The organism is Roseibium hamelinense, from assembly GCF_007830545.1.
Lineage (GTDB): Bacteria > Pseudomonadota > Alphaproteobacteria > Rhizobiales > Stappiaceae > Roseibium > Roseibium hamelinense.
This window is the reverse complement of the sequence record NZ_VLLF01000005.1, coordinates 35407-59134: the sequence shown is the minus strand read 5'-3', so window position 1 is coordinate 59134 and position 23728 is coordinate 35407. Positions and strand designations below refer to the sequence as shown.

Annotated in this window: 22 protein-coding genes; 19 read left to right on the top strand and 3 right to left on the bottom strand. The window is 54.5% G+C overall.

Annotated elements, in window-relative coordinates; translation table 11 throughout:
• The first annotated feature begins 183 nt into the window (after nucleotides 1-183).
• The 10 genes from JM93_RS11360 (at nucleotide 184) to ptsN (ending at nucleotide 9337) form a co-directional block, all read left to right on the top strand.
• On the top strand, nucleotides 184-2583 hold the full coding sequence (locus JM93_RS11360) for a heavy metal translocating P-type ATPase (protein WP_145343895.1): 2400 nt from the start codon (nucleotides 184-186) through the stop codon (nucleotides 2581-2583).
• Nucleotides 2584-2592: 9 nt separating this feature from the next.
• Nucleotides 2593-2979 (top strand): Cu(I)-responsive transcriptional regulator, encoded by a 387-nt coding sequence (cueR, locus tag JM93_RS11355; protein ID WP_145343427.1) that lies wholly within the window; start codon nucleotides 2593-2595, stop codon nucleotides 2977-2979.
• Between the two features lie 34 nt (nucleotides 2980-3013).
• Complete coding sequence (locus tag JM93_RS11350) at nucleotides 3014-3472, top strand: c-type cytochrome (RefSeq protein ID WP_145343425.1); 459 nt, start codon at nucleotides 3014-3016, stop codon at nucleotides 3470-3472.
• 179 nt (nucleotides 3473-3651) lie between these two features.
• Nucleotides 3652-4272: a ribonuclease D gene (locus JM93_RS11345; protein WP_145343893.1), complete on the top strand. Its 621-nt coding sequence runs from the start codon at nucleotides 3652-3654 to the stop codon at nucleotides 4270-4272.
• A 17-nt stretch (nucleotides 4273-4289) separates the two neighbouring features.
• The gene (gene lptC / locus JM93_RS11340) at nucleotides 4290-4955 is read left to right on the top strand and encodes an LPS export ABC transporter periplasmic protein LptC (protein WP_208995128.1); all 666 of its coding nucleotides are present in this window, start codon (nucleotides 4290-4292) and stop codon (nucleotides 4953-4955) included.
• Nucleotides 4952-5488 (top strand): LptA/OstA family protein, encoded by a 537-nt coding sequence (locus JM93_RS11335; protein WP_208995126.1) that lies wholly within the window; start codon nucleotides 4952-4954, stop codon nucleotides 5486-5488. Before lptC ends, JM93_RS11335 begins: the two co-directional genes overlap by 4 nt.
• A gap of 146 nt (nucleotides 5489-5634) precedes the next feature.
• Entirely contained in the window at nucleotides 5635-6372 is a 738-nt protein-coding gene (lptB, locus tag JM93_RS11330) for an LPS export ABC transporter ATP-binding protein (protein WP_208995124.1), read from the top strand.
• 72 nt (nucleotides 6373-6444) lie between these two features.
• Nucleotides 6445-7980 carry an RNA polymerase factor sigma-54 gene (gene rpoN / locus JM93_RS11325; RefSeq protein WP_145343423.1) on the top strand — a complete coding sequence of 512 codons (1536 nt, stop codon included), beginning with the start codon at nucleotides 6445-6447 and terminating at the stop codon, nucleotides 7978-7980.
• Between the two features lie 239 nt (nucleotides 7981-8219).
• Entirely contained in the window at nucleotides 8220-8807 is a 588-nt protein-coding gene (gene hpf / locus JM93_RS11320; protein ID WP_145343421.1) for a ribosome hibernation-promoting factor, HPF/YfiA family, read from the top strand.
• Between the two features lie 62 nt (nucleotides 8808-8869).
• Nucleotides 8870-9337 carry a PTS IIA-like nitrogen regulatory protein PtsN gene (gene ptsN / locus JM93_RS11315; RefSeq protein ID WP_145343419.1) on the top strand — a complete coding sequence of 156 codons (468 nt, stop codon included), beginning with the start codon at nucleotides 8870-8872 and terminating at the stop codon, nucleotides 9335-9337.
• A gap of 50 nt (nucleotides 9338-9387) precedes the next feature.
• Here ptsN and mdoH read toward each other — a convergent pair whose 3' ends face one another.
• A complete protein-coding gene (gene mdoH / locus JM93_RS11310; protein ID WP_425280823.1) occupies nucleotides 9388-11178 on the bottom strand; it encodes a glucans biosynthesis glucosyltransferase MdoH in 1791 nt (596 codons plus the stop codon).
• Nucleotides 11179-11338: 160 nt separating this feature from the next.
• Here mdoH and JM93_RS11305 point away from each other — a divergent pair, with 160 nt between their 5' ends.
• The 9 genes from JM93_RS11305 (at nucleotide 11339) to JM93_RS11265 (ending at nucleotide 20859) form a co-directional block, all read left to right on the top strand.
• On the top strand, nucleotides 11339-12352 hold the full coding sequence (locus JM93_RS11305; RefSeq protein WP_244300816.1) for a zinc-dependent alcohol dehydrogenase: 1014 nt from the start codon (nucleotides 11339-11341) through the stop codon (nucleotides 12350-12352).
• A 21-nt stretch (nucleotides 12353-12373) separates the two neighbouring features.
• Nucleotides 12374-12775 (top strand): 6-pyruvoyl trahydropterin synthase family protein, encoded by a 402-nt coding sequence (locus JM93_RS11300; RefSeq protein WP_145343417.1) that lies wholly within the window; start codon nucleotides 12374-12376, stop codon nucleotides 12773-12775.
• Nucleotides 12768-13847, top strand: a complete 1080-nt coding sequence (locus JM93_RS11295; RefSeq protein ID WP_208995121.1) for a glycosyltransferase family 4 protein — start codon at nucleotides 12768-12770, stop codon at nucleotides 13845-13847. Before JM93_RS11300 ends, JM93_RS11295 begins: the two co-directional genes overlap by 8 nt.
• On the top strand, nucleotides 13844-14635 hold the full coding sequence (locus JM93_RS11290) for a hypothetical protein (RefSeq protein ID WP_145343413.1): 792 nt from the start codon (nucleotides 13844-13846) through the stop codon (nucleotides 14633-14635). Before JM93_RS11295 ends, JM93_RS11290 begins: the two co-directional genes overlap by 4 nt.
• 353 nt (nucleotides 14636-14988) lie before the next feature.
• Nucleotides 14989-15240, top strand: a complete 252-nt coding sequence (locus JM93_RS11285) for an acyl carrier protein (protein ID WP_145343411.1) — start codon at nucleotides 14989-14991, stop codon at nucleotides 15238-15240.
• 3 nt (nucleotides 15241-15243) lie between these two features.
• Nucleotides 15244-16425 carry an acyl-CoA dehydrogenase family protein gene (locus JM93_RS11280; RefSeq protein ID WP_145343409.1) on the top strand — a complete coding sequence of 394 codons (1182 nt, stop codon included), beginning with the start codon at nucleotides 15244-15246 and terminating at the stop codon, nucleotides 16423-16425.
• Between the two features lie 3 nt (nucleotides 16426-16428).
• Complete coding sequence (locus JM93_RS11275) at nucleotides 16429-17337, top strand: amino acid--[acyl-carrier-protein] ligase (protein ID WP_145343407.1); 909 nt, start codon at nucleotides 16429-16431, stop codon at nucleotides 17335-17337.
• Between the two features lie 6 nt (nucleotides 17338-17343).
• Complete coding sequence (locus tag JM93_RS11270; RefSeq protein ID WP_145343405.1) at nucleotides 17344-18351, top strand: DUF1839 family protein; 1008 nt, start codon at nucleotides 17344-17346, stop codon at nucleotides 18349-18351.
• 78 nt (nucleotides 18352-18429) lie between these two features.
• Nucleotides 18430-20859 carry a glycoside hydrolase family 2 protein gene (locus tag JM93_RS11265; RefSeq protein WP_208995120.1) on the top strand — a complete coding sequence of 810 codons (2430 nt, stop codon included), beginning with the start codon at nucleotides 18430-18432 and terminating at the stop codon, nucleotides 20857-20859.
• Here JM93_RS11265 and JM93_RS11260 read toward each other — a convergent pair.
• Together JM93_RS11260 and JM93_RS11255 are read right to left on the bottom strand one after the other, a co-directional pair.
• The gene (locus JM93_RS11260) at nucleotides 20856-22619 is read right to left on the bottom strand and encodes an alpha/beta hydrolase family protein (RefSeq protein WP_145343401.1); all 1764 of its coding nucleotides are present in this window, start codon (nucleotides 22617-22619) and stop codon (nucleotides 20856-20858) included. The genes JM93_RS11265 and JM93_RS11260 overlap by 4 nt on opposite strands.
• Before the next feature lies 1 nt (nucleotide 22620).
• A complete protein-coding gene (locus JM93_RS11255; RefSeq protein WP_145343399.1) occupies nucleotides 22621-23727 on the bottom strand; it encodes a glycoside hydrolase family 5 protein in 1107 nt (368 codons plus the stop codon).
• Between the last annotated feature and the right edge of the window lies 1 nt (nucleotide 23728).

The following is a 23728-nucleotide window of genomic DNA, read 5'->3' as shown; positions in this document are numbered from 1 at the left end:
AAGGCGCATCTATTGGTTGCAAGTCCGCGTTGAGCCAGTTTGGTACGCCTGAGAAAATGAATTTTTTGCAAACCGCCGAGGTTTCTCAGGTCGGGCCACACAATCGCCTTGACCTTCCAGTGACTGGAAGCACTAACTCGCGTCCATGAAACTGATTGCAAACAAGCCAAGAAGAACATGATGATGCAGCTGAAAGATCAATCCCAAACACCACCGGCCTCCAATGAGGGGTGTTGTGGCGGACACGAAGGTCATCAAAAACCTGAAGAACACGGTCACGGCACCGCAACGGATCCGGTTTGCGGAATGAATGTTGCGCTTGGCAAAGGGAGGCCGACCCTTTCCTACAAGGGCACGAGCTATCACTTCTGTAGCCAGAAATGCCATGATCGATTTGATGACGATCCATATTTCTATGTGTCCGGCAACAACGAAATAAAAAAACAGCGCGAAGCTGAGAAAGCCGCTTCCGGAGCGCTTTATACATGTCCTATGGACCCGGAAATCATTCAGGAGGGGCCTGGCACCTGCCCAATCTGCGGGATGGCACTTGAACCCATGTCCGGCGTGTCAGACGAGCCGAATCACGAATTGATCGACTTCACGAGGCGGTTGTGGGTGAGCGCAGCAGCTGCAATTCCACTCCTGATCCTCACGATGGGGCCTATGGCGGGCATACCGGTCCGCGAAGTGTTTGGCGAACAAATCGCGCTTTATCTTGAAGTCGCGCTGGCCAGTCCTGTGGTCTTGTGGGCAGCGGCTCCATTTTTCGCGCGTGGTTGGACGTCTCTCAAAACACGTCACTTCAACATGTGGACCCTGATCATGTTGGGTGTTGGGGCAGCCTATGCCTACTCCATGGTCGCAACATTCCTGCCGCTTCTGTTCCCCGAAGACCTCAAAGGTGCCAGCGGGCACATGCCGGTCTACTTCGAGGCGGCGGTTGTAATCGTTGCTTTGATTTTTGTTGGGCAGGTGCTTGAGCTAAGAGCCCGCGAAAAGACCGGGGATGCCATTCGTGCCTTGATGGATCTGTCGCCTAAGACAGCTCGAAGGGTAACCCCGGACGGGGACGAGTATGATGCGCCTCTGGAAAACATTCTAGAAGGAGATGCTTTGCGCGTCCGGCCGGGCGAGCAGGTGCCTGTTGACGGTATCGTAGTGCAGGGCGCGTCTGCTATTGACGAAAGCCTGATCAGCGGTGAACCCGTGCCCGTTGAAAAAACCGAAGGCGATACCGTGACCGGCGGTACGTTCAACAAGACAGCTAGCTTCTTGATGAATGCTACACATGTCGGCTCAGAGACGATGTTGTCCAAGATCGTCGACATGGTGTCTTCCGCACAGCGCTCGAGAGCGCCTCTTCAAGGACTTGCTGACCGGGTAGCGACCTTTTTTGTTCCGACAGTTGTAGCAGTCGCCGTCGCAGCGTTCTTTGCGTGGTGGGCATTTGGGCCAGCCCCTGCCTTTGTTTACGGCATCGTCGCAGGTGTTTCGGTCCTGATCATTGCGTGTCCATGCGCCCTTGGATTGGCGACACCGATGTCGATCATGACAGCAACAGGACGTGGTGCACAAAACGGTGTTTTGGTGAAGGATGCGGAGGCGCTGGAGCGTTTGGCCCGTGTCGATACGGTTGTTGTCGACAAGACCGGTACTCTGACCATTGGCCAGCCGGCAGTTTCAGCTTTGGTGCCCGCCGAAGGCGTGTCGCAAGACGTACTGCTTTCAATCGCCGCAAGTCTCGAAAAAGCATCCGAGCATCCGCTTGCCGAGGCAATCGTGAGATCGGCACAGATCAGAGGGCTGCCGTTTAAGGAGGCGGATGGATTCGAAGCGATTGTCGGCCAGGGCGTCCGCGGAGATGTCGCGGGCGAGACAGTGCTCCTAGGCAGCCGCAGGTTTTTGGAAACAGAGGGAATAGAACTGCGATCGCTCATTGCTGCAAGCGAGCAGCATCAGGAACACGGCGCAACGGCCGTATTCGTTGCGGACGGACCGAAGCTGCTGGGCATGATCGCTGTTGAGGACCCGATCAAGGACAATGCTGCGAAGGCCGTCGAAGCGCTCCATGCTGCGGGTTTGAAAATCATCATGGCGACTGGTGATGCTGAGCGAACGGCCAGAGCAGTGGCTGCCAAGCTCGGTATTGATGACGTCATTGCTGGCGCAACGCCGGCCGACAAACAAACTCTGGTCAACGATCTGCATCGGCAAAACAGACGCGTGGCTATGGCCGGAGACGGTGTAAATGATGCGCCAGCACTTGCCGCAGCCGATGTGGGTATTGCAATGGGAACAGGTGCAGACGTTGCGGTCGAAAGTGCCGGAATGACACTTTTGAAAGGGGATCTTGAAGGGATTGTGAAGGGCCGTAAGCTTGCCAAAGCAACGGTCGCAAACATCAAGCAGAACCTGTTCTTTGCATTCGTCTATAACACGGTTGGAGTGCCTGTCGCCGCCGGTGTGCTTTACCCGGTGTTCGGTGTTCTTTTATCGCCGATGCTGGCCGCACTGGCTATGAGCTTGTCTTCAGTCTCTGTGATCACAAACGCTCTTAGGCTACGCGGCATCCGGCTATAGGATATCATAATGAACATTGGAACTGCCGCTCAGAAATCCGGCTTGCCTGCAAAGACTATCCGTTATTATGAAGAGATCGGTCTGGTTCACCCGCACCGGGCCGAGAACGGCTATCGGGCGTATTCAGATGCGGACCTTCACCGCCTGCGGTTTCTACAGAGGTCGCGCGGGCTTGGATTCAGTATAGACGAGTGCCGGCTGCTTCTGTCGCTCTACGAAAATGACAGCCGCGCAAGCGCCGACGTGAAGGAGTTGGCGTTGGCCAAAATCGGCGAGATAGACAGAAAGATCGCCGAACTTCGGTCTTTGCGCAAAACACTTTCGGCTCTAGCCGCGAACTGTCATGGCGACGACCGGCCCGACTGCCCGATCATTGATGATCTTGCAGGGACTTAGTGGCTTAACTTCTGCTGCGTGATTAGGGGGGCTTATGCTCAATTGGAAGCTCATTGGAACCATTTCCCTTGGTGCGATTGTGCTTAGTGGGCCGGTATCAGGGCACTCGGGGGCAACCGGTATCGTCAAGGAGCGGATGGACGGTATGGGTGTGCTGGCAGACGCCGTGAAGTCGGTCGGCAACATGCTTAGAGGCAAAACACCATATAGCGCAGAGGCCGTTGCTTGGTCGGCAGGCGCCATCAAGGCCCATGCTGGTGAAAACATGACCAGGCTGTTTCCGGAAGGCAGCCTCGACAAGCCGACCGAGGCGCTTCCTGATATCTGGACACAATGGGCTGAGTTTACCAAGCTCGCTGAGCAGTTGACCAACGACGCTACCGTGCTGGAAACTGGAGCAAATGAAAAAGACGCAACCCGGGTTGCGCTCCAGTCGATCGCAAATACTTGCAAAACCTGTCACGAACAATTTCGCGCGGCAAAAAAGCACTAGACGGCCATAGGTCTTCCAGGGCTCTTTCCGCCGCCCGAGAGACCTCCTCACCAATGATCGATGGCCGTTACAGGGGCAAGCTTGCCAACGGCCCGTCCATGAATTACCTGACGGGCGGGGCACGCATTGGAGACACGCGGCCCTTGCTGCTTTCGTTCCCGGTTTTGGAGTGCTGCCCGATGTCCATCCGTTATCACAAAAACGACCTGCCGGACTTGTCGGCATACGACGCTGCTGAAGCGGTAGCGGTCGATTCAGAAACGTTGGGTCTGAATCCCCATCGGGACCGATTGTGCGTTGTGCAACTATCTCCGGGAGATGGCAGCGCCGATGTCGTGCAGATTGACCGCGGTCAAAAGGCGGCTCCAAACCTGGCTGCCTTGCTCACCGACGGTTCGAAGCCAAAGATTTTTCACTTTGCGCGCTTCGACGTCGCTGTGATCAAGCACTACCTCAATATCGACGTATCACCAGTTTGGTGTACAAAAATTGCCTCCAAGCTTGTGAGAACCTATACCGATCGGCATGGCTTGAAAGACATCACACGTGAGCTCCTTGGTGTAGACCTTTCCAAGCAACAGCAAAGTTCAGATTGGGCTGCAGAAATCTTGAGCGATGCGCAGCTGGCCTACGCAGCTTCTGACGTTCTTCACTTGCATGACCTGCGCGCTGAATTGTCAGCGATGCTTGAACGCGAAGAGAGGCAGCATATCGCTGATGCGTGTTTCAAGTTTTTGCCAACCCGTGCAGAGTTGGATTTGAAAGGCTGGGAAGAGACAGACATCTTCGCCCACTCATAGGCGGCAACGGGGATAGCTTGACCATAGTAGATGCAACAGGTAGCTCCACCGTTTCGGCACGGAAACGCAGAGCTGACAGCCGTGCGCAGAAATCTGCACGCCGGCATAGCTTTTTTGTGCGGTTTTTGCGGATCGCTTTGCCTGGTCTGGGACTGCTTGTTCTGGCGGGCATGATTGGTCTGGTCATTCTCTTTAACATCTTGTCCGGGATTGGTGGTGCCGGAGTAACCCTGACAAGCGACGGTCTGGTGATGCACAAACCGGAATTGTCAGGCAATGACGGCGACCGATCCTATAAGGTCTCCGCCGTTCGTGCCATTCAAAGGCTGTCCGACCCTAGGGTAATTGATCTTGAGACAATCCGTGCTGAAATTGATCTGGGAGCGGATCAGAGCGCAAAGATCACTGCTTTAAACGGAACCTATGACAACGCTGCGGAAACTCTTCGTCTCTATGACGGCATTCAATTAGAGTGGAGCGAGGGCTATGCGGTTGACTTAAGGGAAGTCGCCATCGATCTTAAGACCGGCGCGTTGACGACCGATGATCCGCTAATTATTCGTTCTGACCGCGGAAGCATTGAAGCCGGTCAGTTGCGATACGATCAAGAGAACGGCGTAGTCCGTTTTTATGATGGCGTACTGCTGCGCCTGAAGCCCGCAATTGAAGGAACCGAAGAGTGACAACAGCGAAAATTCGGGGCGTCTTGGCCTCCGTGATGTTTGCGGCGTTGACAGCCAGTGCGCAGACACAGACCTTTTCGGACGCATTTGCCGGCTTTGGCTCTAACGACCGTGAGCCGATAGAGATTCAGGCCAACGAGCTGCAGGTTGAAGACAAGACCAACAGCGCCACGTTCTCCGGGGACGTTGTCGTATCGCAAGGTGAAGCCCGTCTTGTGACGCAACGCCTGAAGGTTTACTACGACGGGTCTGGTGGAGGGGCCGTGCAACAGCGCATCTCGAAGCTTGAGGCGTCAGGCTCGGTGCGCGTATCGTCTAAAGATCAGACGGCCACCGGGGACAATGCCAGCTTTGATATGAATCAGCAGGTCATGGTCATGACCGGCGACGAGGTTGTGTTGAGCCAGGGCCCGAATGTCGTTGTTGGGAACCGGCTGACGGTGAACCTCAAAACCGGGAAGGCCGATCTGCAGGCACCGTCTTCCGGTCGGGTCAAGGTGTTGATTCAGCCCGGAAGTGTTCAAGGGCAATAAGATCTCAAGCCACATTTATTTGGTTCAAATTGCGGTCGGGGAGCGGCGTCAGGCGGGTCCCAATCCTAGGTGAGACTGGTCAGGTCGTGAAATTCACTCCATTTGGTCACAGCAATTCTATTGATTCAGAGTTGGACGAGCCCTCAATGGCGCTTGATCCCCCCGGCTCACTCGTCGTTGAGGGGATTGGAAAAACATACGGGCGCCGACAGGTCGTGAAATATGTGAGCCTGGAAGTTCGTCCGGGCGAAGCGGTTGGGCTGCTGGGGCCGAATGGTGCAGGCAAAACAACCACATTTTACATGATCACCGGTTTGATCCGCCCGGACCAGGGTGCGATCTATTTAGATGGTTTCGAAATCACGAAACTGCCAATGTACCGCCGTGCGAGGCTTGGTATTGGCTATCTGCCTCAGGAAGCTTCCATCTTCAGGGGGTTGACCGTTGAAGAAAACATCCGCGCTGTGCTCGAGGTGATCGAGCCTAATCGTAAACAGCGTCTTTTGGAACTTGACGAACTTCTTGCCGAATTTGGCTTAACGCATTTGAGAAAATCGCCAGCTATTGCACTGTCGGGTGGCGAGCGTCGACGCGTGGAGATCGCGCGCGCACTTGCAAGCCGGCCATCGTTCATGCTGCTGGATGAACCCTTCGCAGGCATCGACCCCATTGCTGTTGGGGATATTCAGCAGCTTGTGAGGCATCTGACACAACGCGGTATCGGTGTCTTGATCACAGATCACAATGTTCGTGAAACACTCGGCCTTATCGATAGAGCTTACATCATAGCGGCCGGTGAGGTTCTGACGGAAGGTCTTCCGTCAGATATCGTGACCAATCCAGATGTGCGTCGGCTCTACCTTGGTGAACAATTTACACTTTGAAGATGGATGGTGCGCTATTGTATAAGCAAGAAGCGGACCAAAAGTAGTCAAAGCAGGATTCCCTAGGTATCGATGGCAATCTCCACAAAGCTTGAAATGCGGCAAAGCCAATCGCTGGTGATGACACCCCAGCTTATGCAGGCCATCAAGCTTTTGCAGTTGTCGAACCTCGATCTGCTTGCCTATGTCGATGCTGAATTGGAACGCAATCCGCTTTTAGAAACCGTAGAGCCAGATGGTGGCGGAGACGCAGCTGGCGAAAAGAGCGATGATTTCGATCCGCAAGCTGAAAGAGATGGGGCTGACCAGCCCGACGCAGGCGATTGGATGCAAAGCCAGCTCGAGACTGGCTCTGAGGCGATTGCGTCGCGGATGGATACCGATCTCGGTAATGTTTTTCCGGACGAGCCTGGTGTGCCTGCCTCGCCGGACCCTGCTCTTTTGAAAGCCGGTGACAGCTACAAGAATACGGGCTCAAGCGCGGCGGGCGAGGACTATAATCTCGAGGCATTTGTTTCAGAAGAAGAGACACTGTTCCATTCGCTTGAAGATCAGATGAACCTTGCGTTTGCTGAGCCGGCCGACAAGTTGATCGCCGGCCACCTGATCAATTCGCTTGACGAAAACGGATATCTTTATTCCGGTCTTGAAGAGGCTGCAGACCAGCTTGGGGTGACCCGTGACAGGGTGGAAGAGGTCCTGATGGTCTTACAGACTTTTGAGCCTGCGGGTGTTTTTGCGCGCAGCCTCCAAGAGTGTCTGAAGCTGCAGCTCGTCGACAAGAATCGTTTTGACCCTGCAATGGAAGCGTTGGTGGAGAATATAGAGCTTCTGGCCAAGCGGGACCTTTCCACTTTGCGTCGGCTGTGCGGCGTTGATGACGAAGATCTGGCGGACATGATCGATGAGATTAAGGCGCTGGATCCAAAACCTGGAAGCGTCTTCGGCGGAACGTTGGTCCAGCCTTTGGTTGCCGATGTATTCGTGCGCAAGGCGAATGATGGCACATGGAGCGTTGAACTCAATTCAGACACTTTGCCTAAAGTGCTCGTAAACCAGACTTATTTCGCGACGATCACGAAAAATGCGAAAAACGAGTCCGAGAAAGAGTACCTGATCGATTGCATGCAGACCGCAAATTGGCTGGTAAAGAGCCTTGATCAGCGGGCCCGCACAATCCTTAAGGTGTCGACGGAAATTGTCCGTCAACAAGACGGCTTCTTGACCTATGGTATCGAGCATCTGCGGCCGATGAATTTAAAAACAATCGCCGAAGCGGTTGAAATGCACGAATCAACCATCAGCCGGGTAACGTCGAACAAGTACATGGCGACGCCGCGTGGGATATACGAGCTCAAGTACTTCTTTTCCTCAGCGATCTCAGCCACGGAAGGCGCGGATGCGCATTCGGCTGAATCGGTCAGATACCGCATCAAACAGATGATTGATGCAGAAGATCCCAGTGCCATCCTTTCCGATGACACAATCGTCAAGGTGCTAAAGGACGATGGCATAGATATCGCCCGAAGAACTGTCGCAAAATACCGGGAATCCATGAAAATCGGTTCCTCCGTGCAGCGCCGGCGTGAAAAAAAGGCGTTGAGATAAAAGGCGTTTTCTGCCGCAGCGGGATGTGGGTTGGTTTCAAATCAATTTAATTCGACTGCCTGATGATTGACTTGCGCGTCACCTACGCGTATACGACCGCCCGCGAAGGCATTTGGACGAGGGGGATGGCGCTTGGGCGCCGACTGGTCCATTCTGTGACTCCGGTTCACCAAGGTGGTCCGGGTGCCGGTTAAGGGAAGCCGGCAGACTTAAGTCTACACAAGAAGAAGAGGTCCCCCATGGCATTGCGAATTTCGGGAAAGAACGTCGACGTCGGTGACGCACTGCGCATCCACGTGACTGACCGAATTGAAGATGCTCTGTCCAAATACTTTGCGGGCGGCTTTAACGGTCACGTCACGCTCAGTCGAGAAGGTACGGGCTTCAAGTCGGAATGCACACTGCACCTGGATACAGGAGTCGTATTACAGGTGTCCGCACAGGACCAGGACCCGCGGGCAAGCTTTGATCTTGCTGCCGACAAGATCGATAAAAGGTTGCGGCGGTATAAGAGAAAATTGAAAGACCACCATGCCCACAACGGCGCCGGCAAGGAGGTTTTTGAGGCCGCATCCTATGTTTTGGCCTCGCCAGACGACGAGGAAGAGGTGCCTGCGGATTTCAATCCGCTTGTCATCGCCGAAACCCAGTCAAAGGTCAAAACAATGACGGTCGGTATGGCAGTTATGGAGCTCGACCTCACAGAGGCTCCTGTCGTCATGTTCAAGAATGCGGCAAATGGTGGTGTAAACGTTGTTTATCGCCGCCCCGACGGAAATATTGGCTGGATTGACCCAGCATTGGTAGCCGGAACGGCTGCGCAATAAAAACACAACCGGCCAGTCTGTGGGTGCAGACTGGCCCCCACACGGTGGTCGTAGGCAACAAAATGGATCTAGGCGATCTTCTCAAAAGCAATGCGGTTTTTGCCGGGCTGAGAGTAAAGAGCAAAAAGCAGGCAATTCAAGAGCTTGCTGCCAAGGCTTCAGAAATCACGGGCCTCTCTGAACGGGAGATCTTCGACACGCTGCTTCAGCGTGAACGCTTGGGCTCTACGGGAGTGGGCCATGGGGTGGCTATTCCGCATGGCAAACTTACGCGTCTCGATCGATTGGTGGGCCTGTTTGCAAGGCTCGAGCAACCGGTCGACTTTGATGCGTTGGATGACGAGCCGGTCGATCTTGTTTTTTTGTTGCTAGCGCCCGAGGGAGCTGGTGCGGATCATTTGAAAGCACTTGCGCGCATTGCTCGCCAACTTCGAGATCCATCGGTGACAGCCGGTATTCGGGCCGCGGGCGATGCTCAAGACATCTACCAGTTCCTGACAAGCCCGCTGGCGTCTTCAAACGCCGCTTAACTCCCACGACGATATCCAGTCATTTACCGGCGTCACTGAGCGCCGGTTTTCTATGCTGCCTCCACCGGAACGCTTTGGCTGTCAGCCTGCGTGTTCGGTTCCGGCGTTTTCCGTCGCGCGAAAACGGGCAGGTCGAGCATCAATAGCTCCTGAGGCGTATCGGTCTCCTCCGGTATCCGCCAAAGCGTCGATCCGAAAGCAATATTGCCGGCGGTTTTCGAAGACAGCAGTACAGCAAGCGGGATTGCTAAAAGTGGACCAATTGCGATTGGGAGCGCCGGCCAAACGATGGCCAAGGGTTGGGTCGTGATCCACAAAGTGCCCGCTACACCGAAGAGTGTTTGCGGCCAGAGCTTCCGGGCAGCCAATGAGAGTGGCAAGCGCGCGACGCCTCGTGCTTGTGCTCCCCAGCCGATCGTCTTACCAAGAGCCAAACCGGCCATGAATAGTGAATGCGCAATCGCCATCATCGGAGCGAGAATGGCGGAGTAAATGATTTCGCTTGCCGTGCTCAGCACGAGCCGCATACCACCGCCGAACGAGCGGCGGAGCGCCGGTCTGAACAGGATGTCGATGACCGTTGCGATTTTCGGGGCGAATACCATAGTTAGGATGGTGAAAAACAGAAGCTGGCCGGTGTCTGCCCTAAATGGCGCATAACCATTCACGGTGTATCCGATCGTCGCTGCACATATCATGAAGCACAGCCACGCAGGAGAACCCATGAACATTAGCATGGCGAGGCCAAGCTGAAGCCGGCTAATGGGTTTTAAGCCAGGCATGGTCAACAGTCTACGGTACTGCAAATTACCTTGGCACCAGCGCAAATCGCGGCGGATAAACTCAAGGATGTGCGGCGGATTTTCTTCGTAGCTTCCGCCTTCTTGCGGCAAAACCCGGACTTCGTAGCCGGCACGCCTCATCAGGACAGCTTCAACTTGATCGTGCGATAGTATGCACCCCGACAGGGGGCCAGTCCCAGGCAGATCCGGAAGCTTGCAATATTTTTTGAAGGGAGCCAGGCGCAGCACGGCATTGTGCCCCCAGTAGGGGCCACAATCCCCTTGCCACCAAGCGCTGCCAATTGTGTAGGAGCGCATACCAAGACGCATGCCGAATTGGAACACGCGGGCGAACGCGCTGGCGGTTGGCAGGCCGACCGCTAAGCTTTGCAGAATTCCCAGTTTTGGGTTGGTTTCCATACGGCGGACCAATGCCAATATCGCGTCCGCGGTCATGAAACTGTCCGCATCAAGCACCAGGGCGAAATCATGCTGATCCCCCCAGCGTTCGCAAAAATCTGCGATGTTGCCTGCTTTGAAGCCCGTATTGCTATTACGGCGCCGATACGTCACCGGCACATGGCTGCCCCAGGTTTTGGACAGTCGTTCGCACATGAGGCGCTCGTGGGCAGCGATGACATCGTCGGAACTGTCGCTCAGAACATAGAGGGTAAACGCCGGTGCTTCTCCGCTTTTGAAAAGGTCAAACAATATCGCGGAGAGGTTTTTTTCCAGTTGCTCGACATCCTCGTTCCGGATGCACGACAGTATGGCCGTGCGCGTTTGCAATGGCGCGCCAAAGTTGCCGGCGTCAATTGGGCATACGTTTTGGGCGGGATCTCTCGAAAACCGCATAACCGAAAGCCCAATGACAGCGTTCCAAAACCCGATGATTGTCCACGGCAGAGTTACGACAAAACTCGACCACAGCAAAATGTCCATAATGCCGAACCCGCCGGGGGACAGCGTGAAAGCCATCAATGCCGCAAGGGCCACAAAACTGATCAGCACGAGGCAACCAAAAACAAGACGTCTGAAATACATAACGCGGTCCGAAATGCGAGTAAGCGGCTTTGAAAGTGCGCCGACCTTTGGTAGGAGCTGAGCAGAGTTCTCACGCATATTTGTGACTTTCAAATGGTCGATTTCGAAAATTTTGTCTATTGCCAACCTCATCTACGTCAGAAAAGCTGACGTAGTTTATAGGTTGGGCAAGCGTGTGACTGAATTTGAGCAAACTGGCGCTGCGCAGAATGCGTTGGACGCATTGTGGTACGTATCTCCCGGAAAATTGGAGATTAAATCGGAGCCTGTCCCGAATGTTGGCGACCGTGTGGCTGTGGTTCGCGCGCTGCACAGCGCCATCAGCCGCGGTACTGAGCGCCTTATTTTTCATGGTAAAGTTCCCGAGAGTGAATGGGAGCGGATGCGGGCGCCAAATCAGGAAGGCGCTTTCCCATTTCCTGTAAAATACGGATATGCTGCTGTTGGAAAGGTCGAGGCGGGCCCAATCAGTCTTATTGGCGCACGGGTATTCGGCCTCTTTCCACACCAGACCGTTTTTGTGGCTGAGCCTGACAAGTTGGTCAAGATACCTCAGAACGTTCCCTCCGACCGCGCTGCCCTTGCAGCAAACATGGAAACAGCACTTAACGCTTTATGGGACGCAATGCCTTCACCAGGCGATCACATCTGCGTGGTTGGTGGCGGTCTGGTTGGGCTACTAACCGCTTATTTATGCGGGCAAATGCCAGGAACGGAGGTTACTGTTGTAGACGTCAATCCCGGACGACGAACGGTGGCACATAAGCTGGGCCTGCGCTTCGCGATGCCAACGGAAGCTCCCAAGGAGCAGGATTTGGTATTCCATACAAGTGCAAATGCGGGCGGGCTCGAAACTGCTTTCAAGATAGCGGGAACCGAGGCGAAAATCATTGAAATGAGCTGGTATGGCGTTGAGAAGGTGGATGTTCAGCTTGGCCAAGACTTTCACAGCCGGCGGCTTATTCTGAAGTCAAGCCAGGTTGGATCTATTCGCTCAGACCGGCAGGCCCGGTGGAGTTTTTCTAGGCGCCTTGCCAAGGCGATGGAACTGCTTGACGATGCTCGCCTCGACTGCCTGGTTACGCATCACGTTGATTTTATTGAGCTGCCATCCCGTCTGCCACACATTCTTGATGCCAATGCGGATGTCATCGCCGCTGTCGTGGATTATCCCGCTTCTGATGAGTAGCTGGAAAACGAGGAAGTTTATATGTTTGCTGTTGAGGTCAGAGACCACGTCATGATCGCGCACTCTTTCAAGGGCGAGTTGTTCGGCCCTGCACAGGCTCTGCACGGCGCCACGTTCGTCGTCGATGCGGCGTTTCTTGCAAGCGAGCTTGATAACAACGGAGTTGTGATCGACATCGGCCGTGCGCATGAAGCATTGAAAGAGGTGTTGCGGCCATTGAACTACCAAAATCTGGACGAACTTCCCCAGTTCAAGGGAATTAACACAACAACAGAATTTTTGACAAAGCACATTTATGATCATCTGGCGGCTGCGGCCAAGGCTGATCGGCTTGGCCGAGCGGGTTCAGAGCTGGATGCAATCCGGATCACGATTTCCGAGTCCCACGTGGCCCGCGCCTGGTATGAGGCGCCCGTTGGCTGATCCGGTTCAAAACCGTCTCGTATTCGCCTACCCCGGCGATATCGACACTCCGACCGGCGGGTATGGATATGACCGGCGGGTCATTGCCGGGCTGCGTCAGGCCGGGTGGCAAGTAGATCTCTTGCCACTTGGCGACGGCTTTCCGTTCCCGTCCATTGAAACGGCAGAGGCTGCCGCCACGCTTCTCAACACGGTTCCACTCGACACCGCTTTGGTTGTTGATGGCTTGGCCTACGGTGTGCTTCCGGCTGCTGTGGAGACGCTTTCGAGAAGACGATCGGTTGTTGCTCTCGTTCACCATCCACTCTGCCAGGAAAATGGTCTCGGCACCAAAGAGGCCGAGAGCTTCAAGGCCTCAGAAAATGAAGCCTTGCGGCATGCCGCCCATGTCATCGTCACAAGCTCGGCAACTGCTGCACAAGTCGGAGCGTTGTTTGCAGTCGCAAAGGAGTGCATCTCAGTCGTTGAGCCTGGAACAGACCGGCCAGATCCTGCTCTCAAGAGACCTTGCCAGGTCGTGCGGCTGCTAAGCGTCGGGACGATCGTTCCGCGGAAAGGTTACGATCTGCTATTTTCCGCCTTGACGGAGCATTCTGACAAAGCTTGGCATTTGGATGTGGTCGGCGACACCACTCGCGATAAGGCTTATTATGCAGATCTGTTAAGGCTGCTTGAAGAAACTGGCCTGTCCGATAGGGTGACCTTTCACGGGTCCGTCGATGAGAGCCTGCTGGGCTCGTTTTACTCTTCAGCCGATGTGTTTGTGCTTGCCAGCCGATATGAAGGGTACGGCATGGCTTACACCGAGGCACTGGCACACGGACTTCCAGTTGTCGGAAGCGGCGGTGGCGCAGTGCCCGATACTTTGAGTGTTGAAGGGGCTACCTACTGCGGCGTTGAGGACGTTTGCCTTCTATCCGATGCGCTGGAACAGTTGATCAACAACGAAACGTTTCGCGTACGTCAAGCAAGTCTTGCCCGGGCGGCTTCTTCAGCCTTGCCGACCTGGGAAAATGCTGCAAAAAGATTTGGCGAAGTGGTCAGCCGAGTTTGTTTGGACGAAATCGCATGAGCGGGTTTTCTGCAGAGTGGCTTGCTTTGCGAGAACCCGTGGACATTGTCGCGCGCAGTCGCGAAGTGGAAGACGTGTTTTTGAGCCAACTTGCGGGTTCCGGACCGTTGCTTGATTTGGCAAGTGGTGCTGGGTCCACCGTAGCTGCCATGAATGATCGTGTGTCATCCGAAAGCGGTTGGATCCTTTGCGACAATGATCCGGCGCTTTTAGGCGTTGCTCATAACCGGTTTTCAGAGACGAATGAACTCGAAATCCGACATGTTGATCTCGCAACTTCGCTCAATGAGCTGCCGTTTGACACTGTCTCTGGTGTCACGACATCGGCATTTCTCGATCTGGTAACAGAGGCGTTCCTCGAACAGCTGGTGCGTGCGGTTGTTGGGAGTAAAAAGCCGTTTTTGGCAAGTCTCACCTATGATGGGCGTGCTTGGTGCGAACCGCCAGATCCGATGGATGCTGTCGTTACAAAGGCGATGAACCTCCATCAAAAAACAGACAAAGGTTTTGGTGTTGCCTTAGGGCCTGATGCTCCGCAGGTAGCTGAACGTTTATTCCGCGACGCGGGATACGAGGTGGTAACACAAACCTCCGATTGGGCGGCCGGAGCGGCCGACAGTGCCTTTCTAAAAGAATTAATCGCTGGATGGACGACTGTCGGAACAGAAGTACTTCAAGAGCCGGAGCGTGTACACGTTTGGCGAGATCGCCGGCGGACCGAAATCGACCGCGGTGTCTTGACAGTCGGTGTTGGGCACATCGATTTGGCCGCCTACCCGGCGGGGTAGGCCGTGCATCATTTCTCGTAACAATTTACATGCTGCGGACGCGGGGGGACCCGAACAACGTAAATCGTTCGTTAATATACCGGGTCAAGATAGGCCACTTTTTGAGTGATAGGCCTGCGGTCTCTTCAAGACGAATTGGGTCGACAAGTCGTAAAGTTCTGAAATATATTGAGAAATATTCTACCTCAAGGTCAATTTAAGTCTTTGTTCACCATGTAATGCGGCTTTTTATCTTTAATTGACAATTAACCAAGAAATTTCTCGTCATATTGTTTAAAATCACCACAGATTGGAGACGAGCTGCGTTTGCTGGCAGTTGAGTAAGTATCTCAAACAACAAAGGACGCCTTTACATGATTCCCACTATTCGCGAGATGTTATCAAAACACGGTGGCCTCCCTGTTACGGTTGAGGAACTTGAAGATAACTCCGATCTTTACGAGGCGGGTCTTTCCTCATTTGCCTCCGTGCAATTGATGCTTGCATTGGAAGAAGAGTTTGATGTCGAGTTTCCGGAGCATCTGCTCAACCGCAAATCATTTGCATCCATTGCGGCTATCCACGGCGCCCTTTCCGAAATCACAGAAGATGTTCAGGTGGCTTAAATCATGAACGTTGCAGGTCCGGTATCAGCCCTCTCTTTTGCCGAGCGTGCCCGTCGCGCCGCAAAAGTTGCCGCAGAGTTTGCAGATGCGGTGGATCGTGACGGACGTTTTCCGGCAGAAGGTATGGACGCAGTCAAGGCCGAGCGTCTTATGGGCATTTTAATCCGGCCGCAGTTTGGCGGTGAGGGAGCCTCCTTATCCGAAGTTGCTGAGATATGCTCGATTCTTGGTCAGGCCTGTGCGTCGACGGCTATGACCTACGCAATGCACCAAATACAGATCGCGAGTTTGGCGGACTATGCTGTCGGCAGTATCTGGCACGAAGCGTTGCAAAAACGGATCTGCGACGAACAGCTCTTGATCGCATCAGCAACCAGCGAAGCGGGTATTGGCGGCAATTTGCGCAATTCGATTTGCGCTATAAAGATAAACGGAGACACTGCGGCGCTCACGAAAGACGCAACCGTGATTTCTTATGGTGCCCATGCTGACGCCATTATGGTGACGTCCCGACGCACTCCGGAAGCGCCGCACTCGGACCAAGTTGCAACCGTATTTCTGAAAAATCAATACTCGCTTGAACGGACATCCGTGTGGGACACGCTGGGCATGCGCGGAACCTGTTCGGATGGCTACATATTTAAAGCTGAAGCGCCGAAAGAGCAGATCCTCCCTAGGCCTTTCGCCGAGATTGCCGCACAATCAATGCTTGCCGTTTCGCACCTTTTATGGGGAGCGCTTTGGTACGGAATTGCTGCAAACGCAGTTGCCCGTGGGCAAAGCTTTGTAAAGGCGGCAGCAAAAAAGAACCCTGGGCAAACACCGCCGGGCGCTCTGCGTCTTGCGGAGGCGTCCAGTTTGCTGCAGCTGGTAAAATCAAACGTTGTGGCTGGTCTGAAGCAGTTCGAAGACTGCAAGGGCGACTCGGATGCCTTGAATGCAATGAGCTTTTCCGTTGCCATGAACAACATCAAGGTCGGAACGTCTCAAACCATTCTGACCATTATCAACCACTGTATGCTGGTTTGCGGGATTGCCGGTTACAAAAACGCCACGCCCTTTAGTCTTGGTCGGCATCTGCGTGACGCGCATTCTGCGCAATTGATGATTTCGAACGACCGGATTCTTGGAAACACTTCGAACATGCTGGTGGTTCGCAATCAGGACACGAGCCTTCTAGGATAAGTTATGGACGCTCCCGTTTCGTTTCTCGATCAGTTGTTTTCGCAAGGAATATTGCACGACAGCGGCGTTGACGGTCTCTATGCGCGAAGTGGTATGTTCGAAGATGTTATCTCTCGTTTTGAAGAATTCGCGCTTGGGTTCGGCAAGGACGAGATAACCGAGGCTATGGTATTCCCGCCCGGTATGCCGTTGAGCGATTTCGAAACCAGTGGGTACATGAAGAATTTCCCACAGCTCGCCGGAACTGTGCATGCGTTTTGTGGAAACGACCACGACCACATGGGTCTGCTTCAATGCGTTGCGGCCGGAGAGGATTGGACGGACAAGCAAAAGGCAACGGACGTCGCTTTGACGCCGGCCGCTTGCTACCCGCTTTATCCGATACTATCGAAACGCGGTCCACTCAATGCGGACGGCGCATATGTCGCTCTTCAATCCTACTGCTTCCGGCATGAACCTTCCAAAGACCCCGCACGCATGCAGATGTTCCGCCAGCGCGAATATGTGCGTGTTGGGTCCGCTGACCAAGCCATGGCGTTTCGCGAAACCTGGAAGCAGCGCGGGCAGGAGATGATGCAGATCCTTGAGCTCCCGCATGAAGTCGAAGTGGCAAATGATCCGTTTTTTGGCCGTGCCGGAAAGATGATGGGGGCAAGCCAGCGCGAGCAGGAGCTTAAGTTCGAGCTTGTCGTGCCGGTGAATTCGACAAGCCGCCCGACGGCATGCATGAGCTTCAACTATCACATGGACAATTTTGGGAAAGCTTGGAATATTCGGCAGGCGGACGGTTCAGCCGCGCATACTGCTTGCGTTGGATTTGGACTTGAGCGCATAGCGCTTGCATTGTTCCGCCACCACGGCTTCGACGTTGAGGCATGGCCCAGCGGTGTCCGCAGCGCTTTGTGGGGGTAAGCGCTCTTGGCCACACTCTCTGAAGCCGTATTTCCGAACCTTGACGCTCTCACCTACTCGCGTCATCCCTTGCACTCCGCAGAACGGGATTGGCCCGAAACAAACTGTTATCTCGACGTCTGGATCGAGGTTCTGCCAGCCTTGGGGGTTCCACCCGAGGCCTGCCTTTCTTATTCGGTCACACAGGATTTTGAGGGCGATCAGTTCACATTTTTCAAGGTGCCACTTGAAGATCTGGAGACCCTTTACGGGCTTAGGGTGACCGAGCTGGCAATTTACGACCGCGTCGAAACCCACGTTAGCGAACAGATCAAACGGGGACGTTTGTCGCTTGTTGAAGTCGATAGTTTTTACCTGCCGGATACTCATGGTGTCGGATACCGGCAAGCACACGGCAAGACAACAATCGCCCCGAACTGGATCGATTTGGAAAACCGGCGGATGGACTACTTCCACGGTCTCGGTTTGCACCGCCTTGCAGGGGATGATTTCGACGGTGTTTTCCAACGTAGCATGCCGGCAGATGCACTTCCCTTTCTACCCTATACCGAGTTCGTAAAACTCCCGAAGCAACAGCTGGTTCCATCCGAGCTGCTGTCAAGGTCACTGCAGACCATGCAGCGTCACCTTCGACGGCGTCCGGCGAAAAATCCGGTCGCAGCATTTGCAGATGTCTTCCCAGAGCAAGTTGCTTTGGTCGCTGAGAGATCTTTTGAGTTTTTCCATCTATATGCGTTCAACACATTGCGCCAGCTCGGGGCAAATTATGAGCTGTTCGGCGCTTATCTAACCTGGTTGAAAGCCAATGGAATTGAGGGCTTGGAAAACGCCGAAAGTGCCGCTGCCCAGATCTCAACGACCTGCAAGACAGTCCAGTTCCAATTGGCGCGGGCGGTGATGCGCAAGAAATTCGACAAGCTTCAACCGGCGCTTGCTCCAGCTGTCGAAAGCTGGGATGTGTTGATGCAAGAATTGGACAACCGCTTTGGCAAACTGCAGGAAAAGGCGGCCTAAATAGAATTTTCGGGACATCGAATGCTCCAAATCCTACCGGCCGGCACCAAAAAACAAAAAATCAGTGAAAATTGGGTCATGACAATTACGGCGCCGGATGCGTTTACCGGCCCCGCGCCATTGGGTCATGCGCACGATTGGGTAGCGGCTGAGGTGCCTGGAACTGCAGCTCTTGCTTTGAAGGCGGCGGGACGCTTCGATGCCGATGCTCCACAAACACTTCATGACAAGGACATTTGGTTCGTCACCACTTTCAAGAGCAGCGATAAGGGCGCGAGAACGCTCGTGCTTGAAGGCATTGCCACCATTGCCGAAGTGTTTTGGAATGGTGTGAAGGTTCTGGCCAGCGATAACATGTTTCTGGAGCATCTTGTCGACGTCGAATTGGAGAACGAAAATCAACTTGCGATTTGTTGCCGCGCGTTGGCTCCACACCTTCAAAAAAAGGGTCCCCGTGCACGCTGGCGCCCACAATTGGCAACGTCTCAAGGTTTGCGATTGGTCAGAACAACCCTCCTTGGCCATATGCCAGGATGGTGTCCGGAAATCCATGCCGTTGGGCCCTACCGGTCCGTCTACCTCGTCGATAAGGTTTCCCCGCAGCTGCAAGGTGTTCGGATCCGAAGTGACTACACGCGTGAGGGTTTCGGCGAACTCAGCGTGGCATTCACGGCCGATACCGGACATGAAACACCAGTGCTGGTTTGTGCGGGGGCCAGTGCCGTGATGGAGCGGACACAAGAGGGAATGTGGCAGGCGTATTTAAGCTTGCCGGAAGTTCGGCCCTGGATGCCTCATACCCATGGGGAACCGGCTCTCTATAGAGTATATGTTTCGCTCGGAGACCATAAGTTCGATCTCGGCCAAACGGGTTTCCGGCGCATAGCGGTTGAGACCGGACAGGACGGTAACGGTTTTGGGCTGCGTGTGAATAACGTGCCTGTGTTTTGCAGAGGTGCGGTGTGGACCAATGCCGATGTTTTGGGGCTTAAGTCTGACCGGCAAACCTATCGGGCGCAGCTGGAATTGGCGCGCGATGCCGGCATGAACATGCTTCGCATTGGCGGGACAATGCTTTACGAAGCACCCAGCTTTTTCGAGATCTGCGATGAGCTCGGTATTTTGGTCTGGCAGGATTTTCAATTCGCCAATTACGACTATCCGGTTAAGGACGCGGCATTCGTCGAGAGCGTGAACACTGAAACGACTCAGCAGCTGTCAAAACTCCAGGGGCGTCCTTCTCTTGCTGTTTTGTGCGGCGGCAGCGAGATCTATCAGCAAGGCGCGATGATGGGGCTCCCCGAGGACCGTTGGAAAGGACCATTATTCGAAGAAATCCTGCCAGCGGTGGTTTCCCAATACTGTCCTGATGTGGCCTATGTCGCCAATTCCCCTATGGAGGGGGCATTGCCGTTCCTGCCTGGTGAAGGTATCGCGCATTATTATGGGGTTGGTGCTTACCAGCGCCCGCTCGAAGATGTACGCCGGGCGGAAGTCCGCTTTGCGGCGGAGTGCCTTGCCTTTTCCAATGTGCCGTCAGCAGGGTTTCTGGAAAAACAGCTGCCCGTGAGACCCGGCCATGATCCGCGTTGGAAAACCGGGGTGCCGCGCGATCGGGGCGTCGGGTGGGACTTTGAAGATGTTCGCGATCACTACCTTAAAATGCTCTACGGCGTAGAGCCACAAAAACTCAGATACGAAGATCCGGATCGGTATCTCGATTTGTCACGAGTTGTGACCGGCGACATAATGGAGGCTGTTTTCTCAGAATGGCGCCGTGCCGGTTCGCCCTGCCAGGGGGGGCTTGTTTGGACTTTTCAAGACGTCAGGGCTGGAGCTGGATGGGGCGTTGTCGATGCAGCAGGTGAACCGAAACCGGCATATTATGCTTTGAAACGCGCCTTTCGTCCTCTCGCTCTAACAATGACCGACGAAGGCACAAACGGGCTGATGATCCATGTGGTCAATGACCATGCGGAAGCGTTCAAGCTGGAATTGTCCCTATCTTGTCTGCGCGAGGGGCGGATGCAAGTCGCTGGCGGAAAAAGGGTCGTAGACGTGCCAACACGCGGGTCCTTGTCTTTTTTTGCAACTGACTTGATCGGCGCCTTTTTCGACGTGAACTACGCCTACCGGTTCGGTCCATTATCCCACGACGTAACAGTTGCCCGTCTCGTTGATCCTCGGACAGGAACGACCCTTGCCGACGCGGTTCATTTTACTGCAAACAGGCTGCGTCCCAATGAGGCTCCGCAGCTGTTGGGCAGTCTTGTTTCATCCGGCGAGGGGATGTTTGTTCTGGAGGTGGAGACAGACCGGTTCGCGCAAAGCGTGGAGGTTATGGCCGAGGGGCACTTGGCATCTGACAATTGGTTCCATCTCGCCCCCGGTGTGCGCAAGACGCTGACGTTCTCACCGCTTTGCGGTGCGCAAGGTTTGCATAGCGTTCGACTGAAACCTTTGAATGGGTCCGCGCCAGTCTCTATTACTCATGACGGTTCCGGTTAGGCAGCAGCGCTTTTCGAATTCTTGAAGGACATTCGTGCCGCCGAAACCAACTTGTCGAGATAGATTTTTCGATGTTCGATGTTGGTGAGGTTGTGGTCTGCGCCCGAAATCCAAAATACGTTGATATTGCCATACTGGCTGGTCTTTTTTAGGCCGGTGCTAAAGATGTTCTCCATGTGATAAGCGCCCGGATCACCAACGCTGAAAATAAAGTCGAGTGGAACATTCCGCGCATTCAGTTCGCGCGCTTCTTGGTGGCTTTGAGCGTATAGCCGTCCGAATGTGGTCAACCGCCCGACAAAAGGCGCTGTCCTGTAGTCGGCTTTACGAAGACCGCGCTGCAAAATGAATTTCGCCATCGGCACCGCGGCTATGTTGCCAGTTGCGAGCTTTCGCAATTTACCACGGTCGAAGAGTTTTTTCGCATAGTCCTTCGTTGTGGTGTGATCGAAGCGCAGGGCGTTTGCAACGTCTTCGCGTGGATCCCAAATCCAGCGCTGAAGGTTGACGGCCACCACAGCTTTGATTTCCGGAAACGCAATCGCGCTCCGCAAGGCCAGATAAGCGCCGCTACAGCCCCCTGCGGCAACCGCATGTGCAAATCCTTCTTCTTTCAAAAACGCCAGCCCGGCGGCTGCGTCGGCCAGTTGGCATTCATGATAGTGTGGAATGCCGGGGGTGTCTGGCGCTTTGGGACTGTCGCCGATCCCTGCGCCGTCCAGACGTAGCGATGGTATCCCTTGCGCCGCCAACCACCGCGCAGCCCGGGTGACGGTGCGCGCCCATCCAGCGCGCGGCCCAGCTCCGCCGTTGAAAAACAGAACGGGGTCGCCTGTCAGCTTGCAAGCGGGATTACACCAAGTCCCGATCCGGTAGGAACTTTCGCCCAACACCACTGTCTTTTCTTCAAAATCGGATGATGAGAGTGGGTGAGCACGCGGCATGGATGCCGGCAAAACGTTCGAAGATCGGGTAGCGGGAACCGTGCGTTTAATCCAGTCGATCATTTCAGCGAAATCTCGATCGGGATGAACTGCCGCAGTGGGATCAAGCATCAATGCGTCATAGCCGGAGAACACCGCAGTTCGGCTTTGTTGGTTCAGCGCCATGATCCTGTTCGCATCGTCGATTTCCCTATCACGGCCGGGCCGCGGGCACATCAGCGTCGGCAGGCTTGCGGGATAGTTGAGCGAGCCTGCTTTCCAGCTTTTAATTTCTGTGGCGAGCGCGTCTGATACCGCGAAACCTGCGATGTTCAACGAAGCGCCGTCCTCGGCATCCGGGTCGACCCCCGTGACCTCGCGCACCATCCTGGCGCGGAGTTGCAATTCACGTAAAAACATGCGCCCGCTTACAGGACGTGCCGCGAGCACAGAGGCTTGAATCTCTTGAGCGTTTTGGCTGATGTATTCGGAAGCCAGAAGGGCACCGTAGCCTAGCCCGAAGAGCGTTAATTTTTGAACCCCGGCCGCATCTGCAAGTGCATTCTTGGCGCTGGCAACGCAAGCAATGTGTTGACGCATGCTGTCAATATCGGCCGGATCGTCAAGGGCGTTGTCGAGCCCTGGATAATCGAAAGTAACCACGGAATAGCCGGCTGTTTGCAGTGTTTCCGCGCAAAGGGTTATGCTGCGGCGGGCGCACATCCCCTCATAACCGTAATCATTCAGAAGAATGATGCCATGGTCCGAGCTTGCCAATCGCAACAGGCCGCAGGTCGAGCCAAAGTTTAGCGGGACCGGTTTTTGTCCTTGCACCATGTCACTCGGCCATAACTGATCCGGCTGGATAGGTGCAGACGCTCGCTCCAACGGGATCGAGCTGCAACAGTGTCTCAAGAACAGCCATTTGAGGTTTGTCCAAACCATTGTCGGGCTGAATGGAATAGGGGTAATCGCCCCACCATTCACCTGCCGCCCATACGGTCCAACCAATCCAGGTATCCGGTCGGCCGTCGATGAAGGTCACCATTTTACCAAGGCCTTTCAGGCATGCATCCGTTTGGGTGCCGCCAAACTCGCCTAAAAACCCCTTGTGTCCGTGCTGTTCGAGCCATTCCGTAAATTTTTCAAGAGAGGCTAGCGCGTCTTCTACTCGGGGGCAGGACGGGTTTGTGCCTGAGAAATTGTCGTCCATATATTGATGGATCTCAAAAACAAAGTTTTTCGCCGGATCAGCCGTTTCGAGCATGACCTCTGCATTCGAACCGCCGACTTGATCATCAAACCAATGATGTCCGGCTGTCCAAATCGTTCCAGGTACCAGGATCAAGTTGTTCGCGCCCGCGTTTCGGATGGCGGCGATTGACAGATTGGAGGCTTCCAGCCATGTTCGGGCGGTAATATGGACCGGTTCATTCATGATTCCGAAGATGATGTCAGGCCGGTTTGCATAGATTTCGGCAAAGCGGCGCCACATGTCGGCGAGCGCATCAATAGGCACTTCGACGGAACCGACCGAGTTGCCATAGTATTTTGCGTGGGTATGCGGATCGATGATGACCGCCAAACCTGCTGCGGTTGCCGCCTCTAGACTTTCTCGAAACAGGCCGAACTCTTTGGGGTCGAAATCACCGAAAAGCTCTGGCTGTATGCGTTCCCATTTAAACGGCAACCGGACCGTGTTCATGCCTTTTGAGGCGAGGTATCGATAGGTCTCTGCCGAAGGGTAGATATGGGTGATGCCATATTCGCCCGGCGTATGCTTCAACTCGCCGAATTCTCCGCTTGCGGTATTTGCTCCGCGCAGACACGTATCGATAGGTTGGGCGGCTGTGGAATCGGATGGTATTGCAACACCCACGCCGATGGCGGCCGCGAAAACCAGCCTTTCAGCGAAAAACAACCGATGCCTACCCCAGTGCTGCATT

Bases quoted from the DNA above. Each gene is read 5' to 3' on its own strand.
- hpf (WP_145343421.1), top strand. From the start codon at position 8,220: ATGGCATTGCGAATTTCGGGAAAGAACGTCGACGTCGGTGACGCACTG.
- JM93_RS11275 (WP_145343407.1), top strand. From the start codon at position 16,429: ATGGACGCTCCCGTTTCGTTTCTCGATCAGTTGTTTTCGCAAGGAATA.
- JM93_RS11360 (WP_145343895.1), top strand. From the start codon at position 184: ATGCAGCTGAAAGATCAATCCCAAACACCACCGGCCTCCAATGAGGGG.
- cueR (WP_145343427.1), top strand. From the start codon at position 2,593: ATGAACATTGGAACTGCCGCTCAGAAATCCGGCTTGCCTGCAAAGACT.
- ptsN (WP_145343419.1), top strand. From the start codon at position 8,870: ATGGATCTAGGCGATCTTCTCAAAAGCAATGCGGTTTTTGCCGGGCTG.
- JM93_RS11290 (WP_145343413.1), top strand. From the start codon at position 13,844: ATGAGCGGGTTTTCTGCAGAGTGGCTTGCTTTGCGAGAACCCGTGGAC.
- lptB (WP_208995124.1), top strand. From the start codon at position 5,635: ATGGCGCTTGATCCCCCCGGCTCACTCGTCGTTGAGGGGATTGGAAAA.
- JM93_RS11300 (WP_145343417.1), top strand. From the start codon at position 12,374: ATGTTTGCTGTTGAGGTCAGAGACCACGTCATGATCGCGCACTCTTTC.
- rpoN (WP_145343423.1), top strand. From the start codon at position 6,445: ATGGCAATCTCCACAAAGCTTGAAATGCGGCAAAGCCAATCGCTGGTG.
- JM93_RS11280 (WP_145343409.1), top strand. From the start codon at position 15,244: ATGAACGTTGCAGGTCCGGTATCAGCCCTCTCTTTTGCCGAGCGTGCC.
- JM93_RS11350 (WP_145343425.1), top strand. From the start codon at position 3,014: ATGCTCAATTGGAAGCTCATTGGAACCATTTCCCTTGGTGCGATTGTG.
- JM93_RS11260 (WP_145343401.1), bottom strand. From the start codon at position 22,619: ATGGTGCAAGGACAAAAACCGGTCCCGCTAAACTTTGGCTCGACCTGC.
- JM93_RS11285 (WP_145343411.1), top strand. From the start codon at position 14,989: ATGATTCCCACTATTCGCGAGATGTTATCAAAACACGGTGGCCTCCCT.
- JM93_RS11255 (WP_145343399.1), bottom strand. From the start codon at position 23,727: ATGCAGCACTGGGGTAGGCATCGGTTGTTTTTCGCTGAAAGGCTGGTT.
- JM93_RS11265 (WP_208995120.1), top strand. From the start codon at position 18,430: ATGACAATTACGGCGCCGGATGCGTTTACCGGCCCCGCGCCATTGGGT.
- JM93_RS11345 (WP_145343893.1), top strand. From the start codon at position 3,652: ATGTCCATCCGTTATCACAAAAACGACCTGCCGGACTTGTCGGCATAC.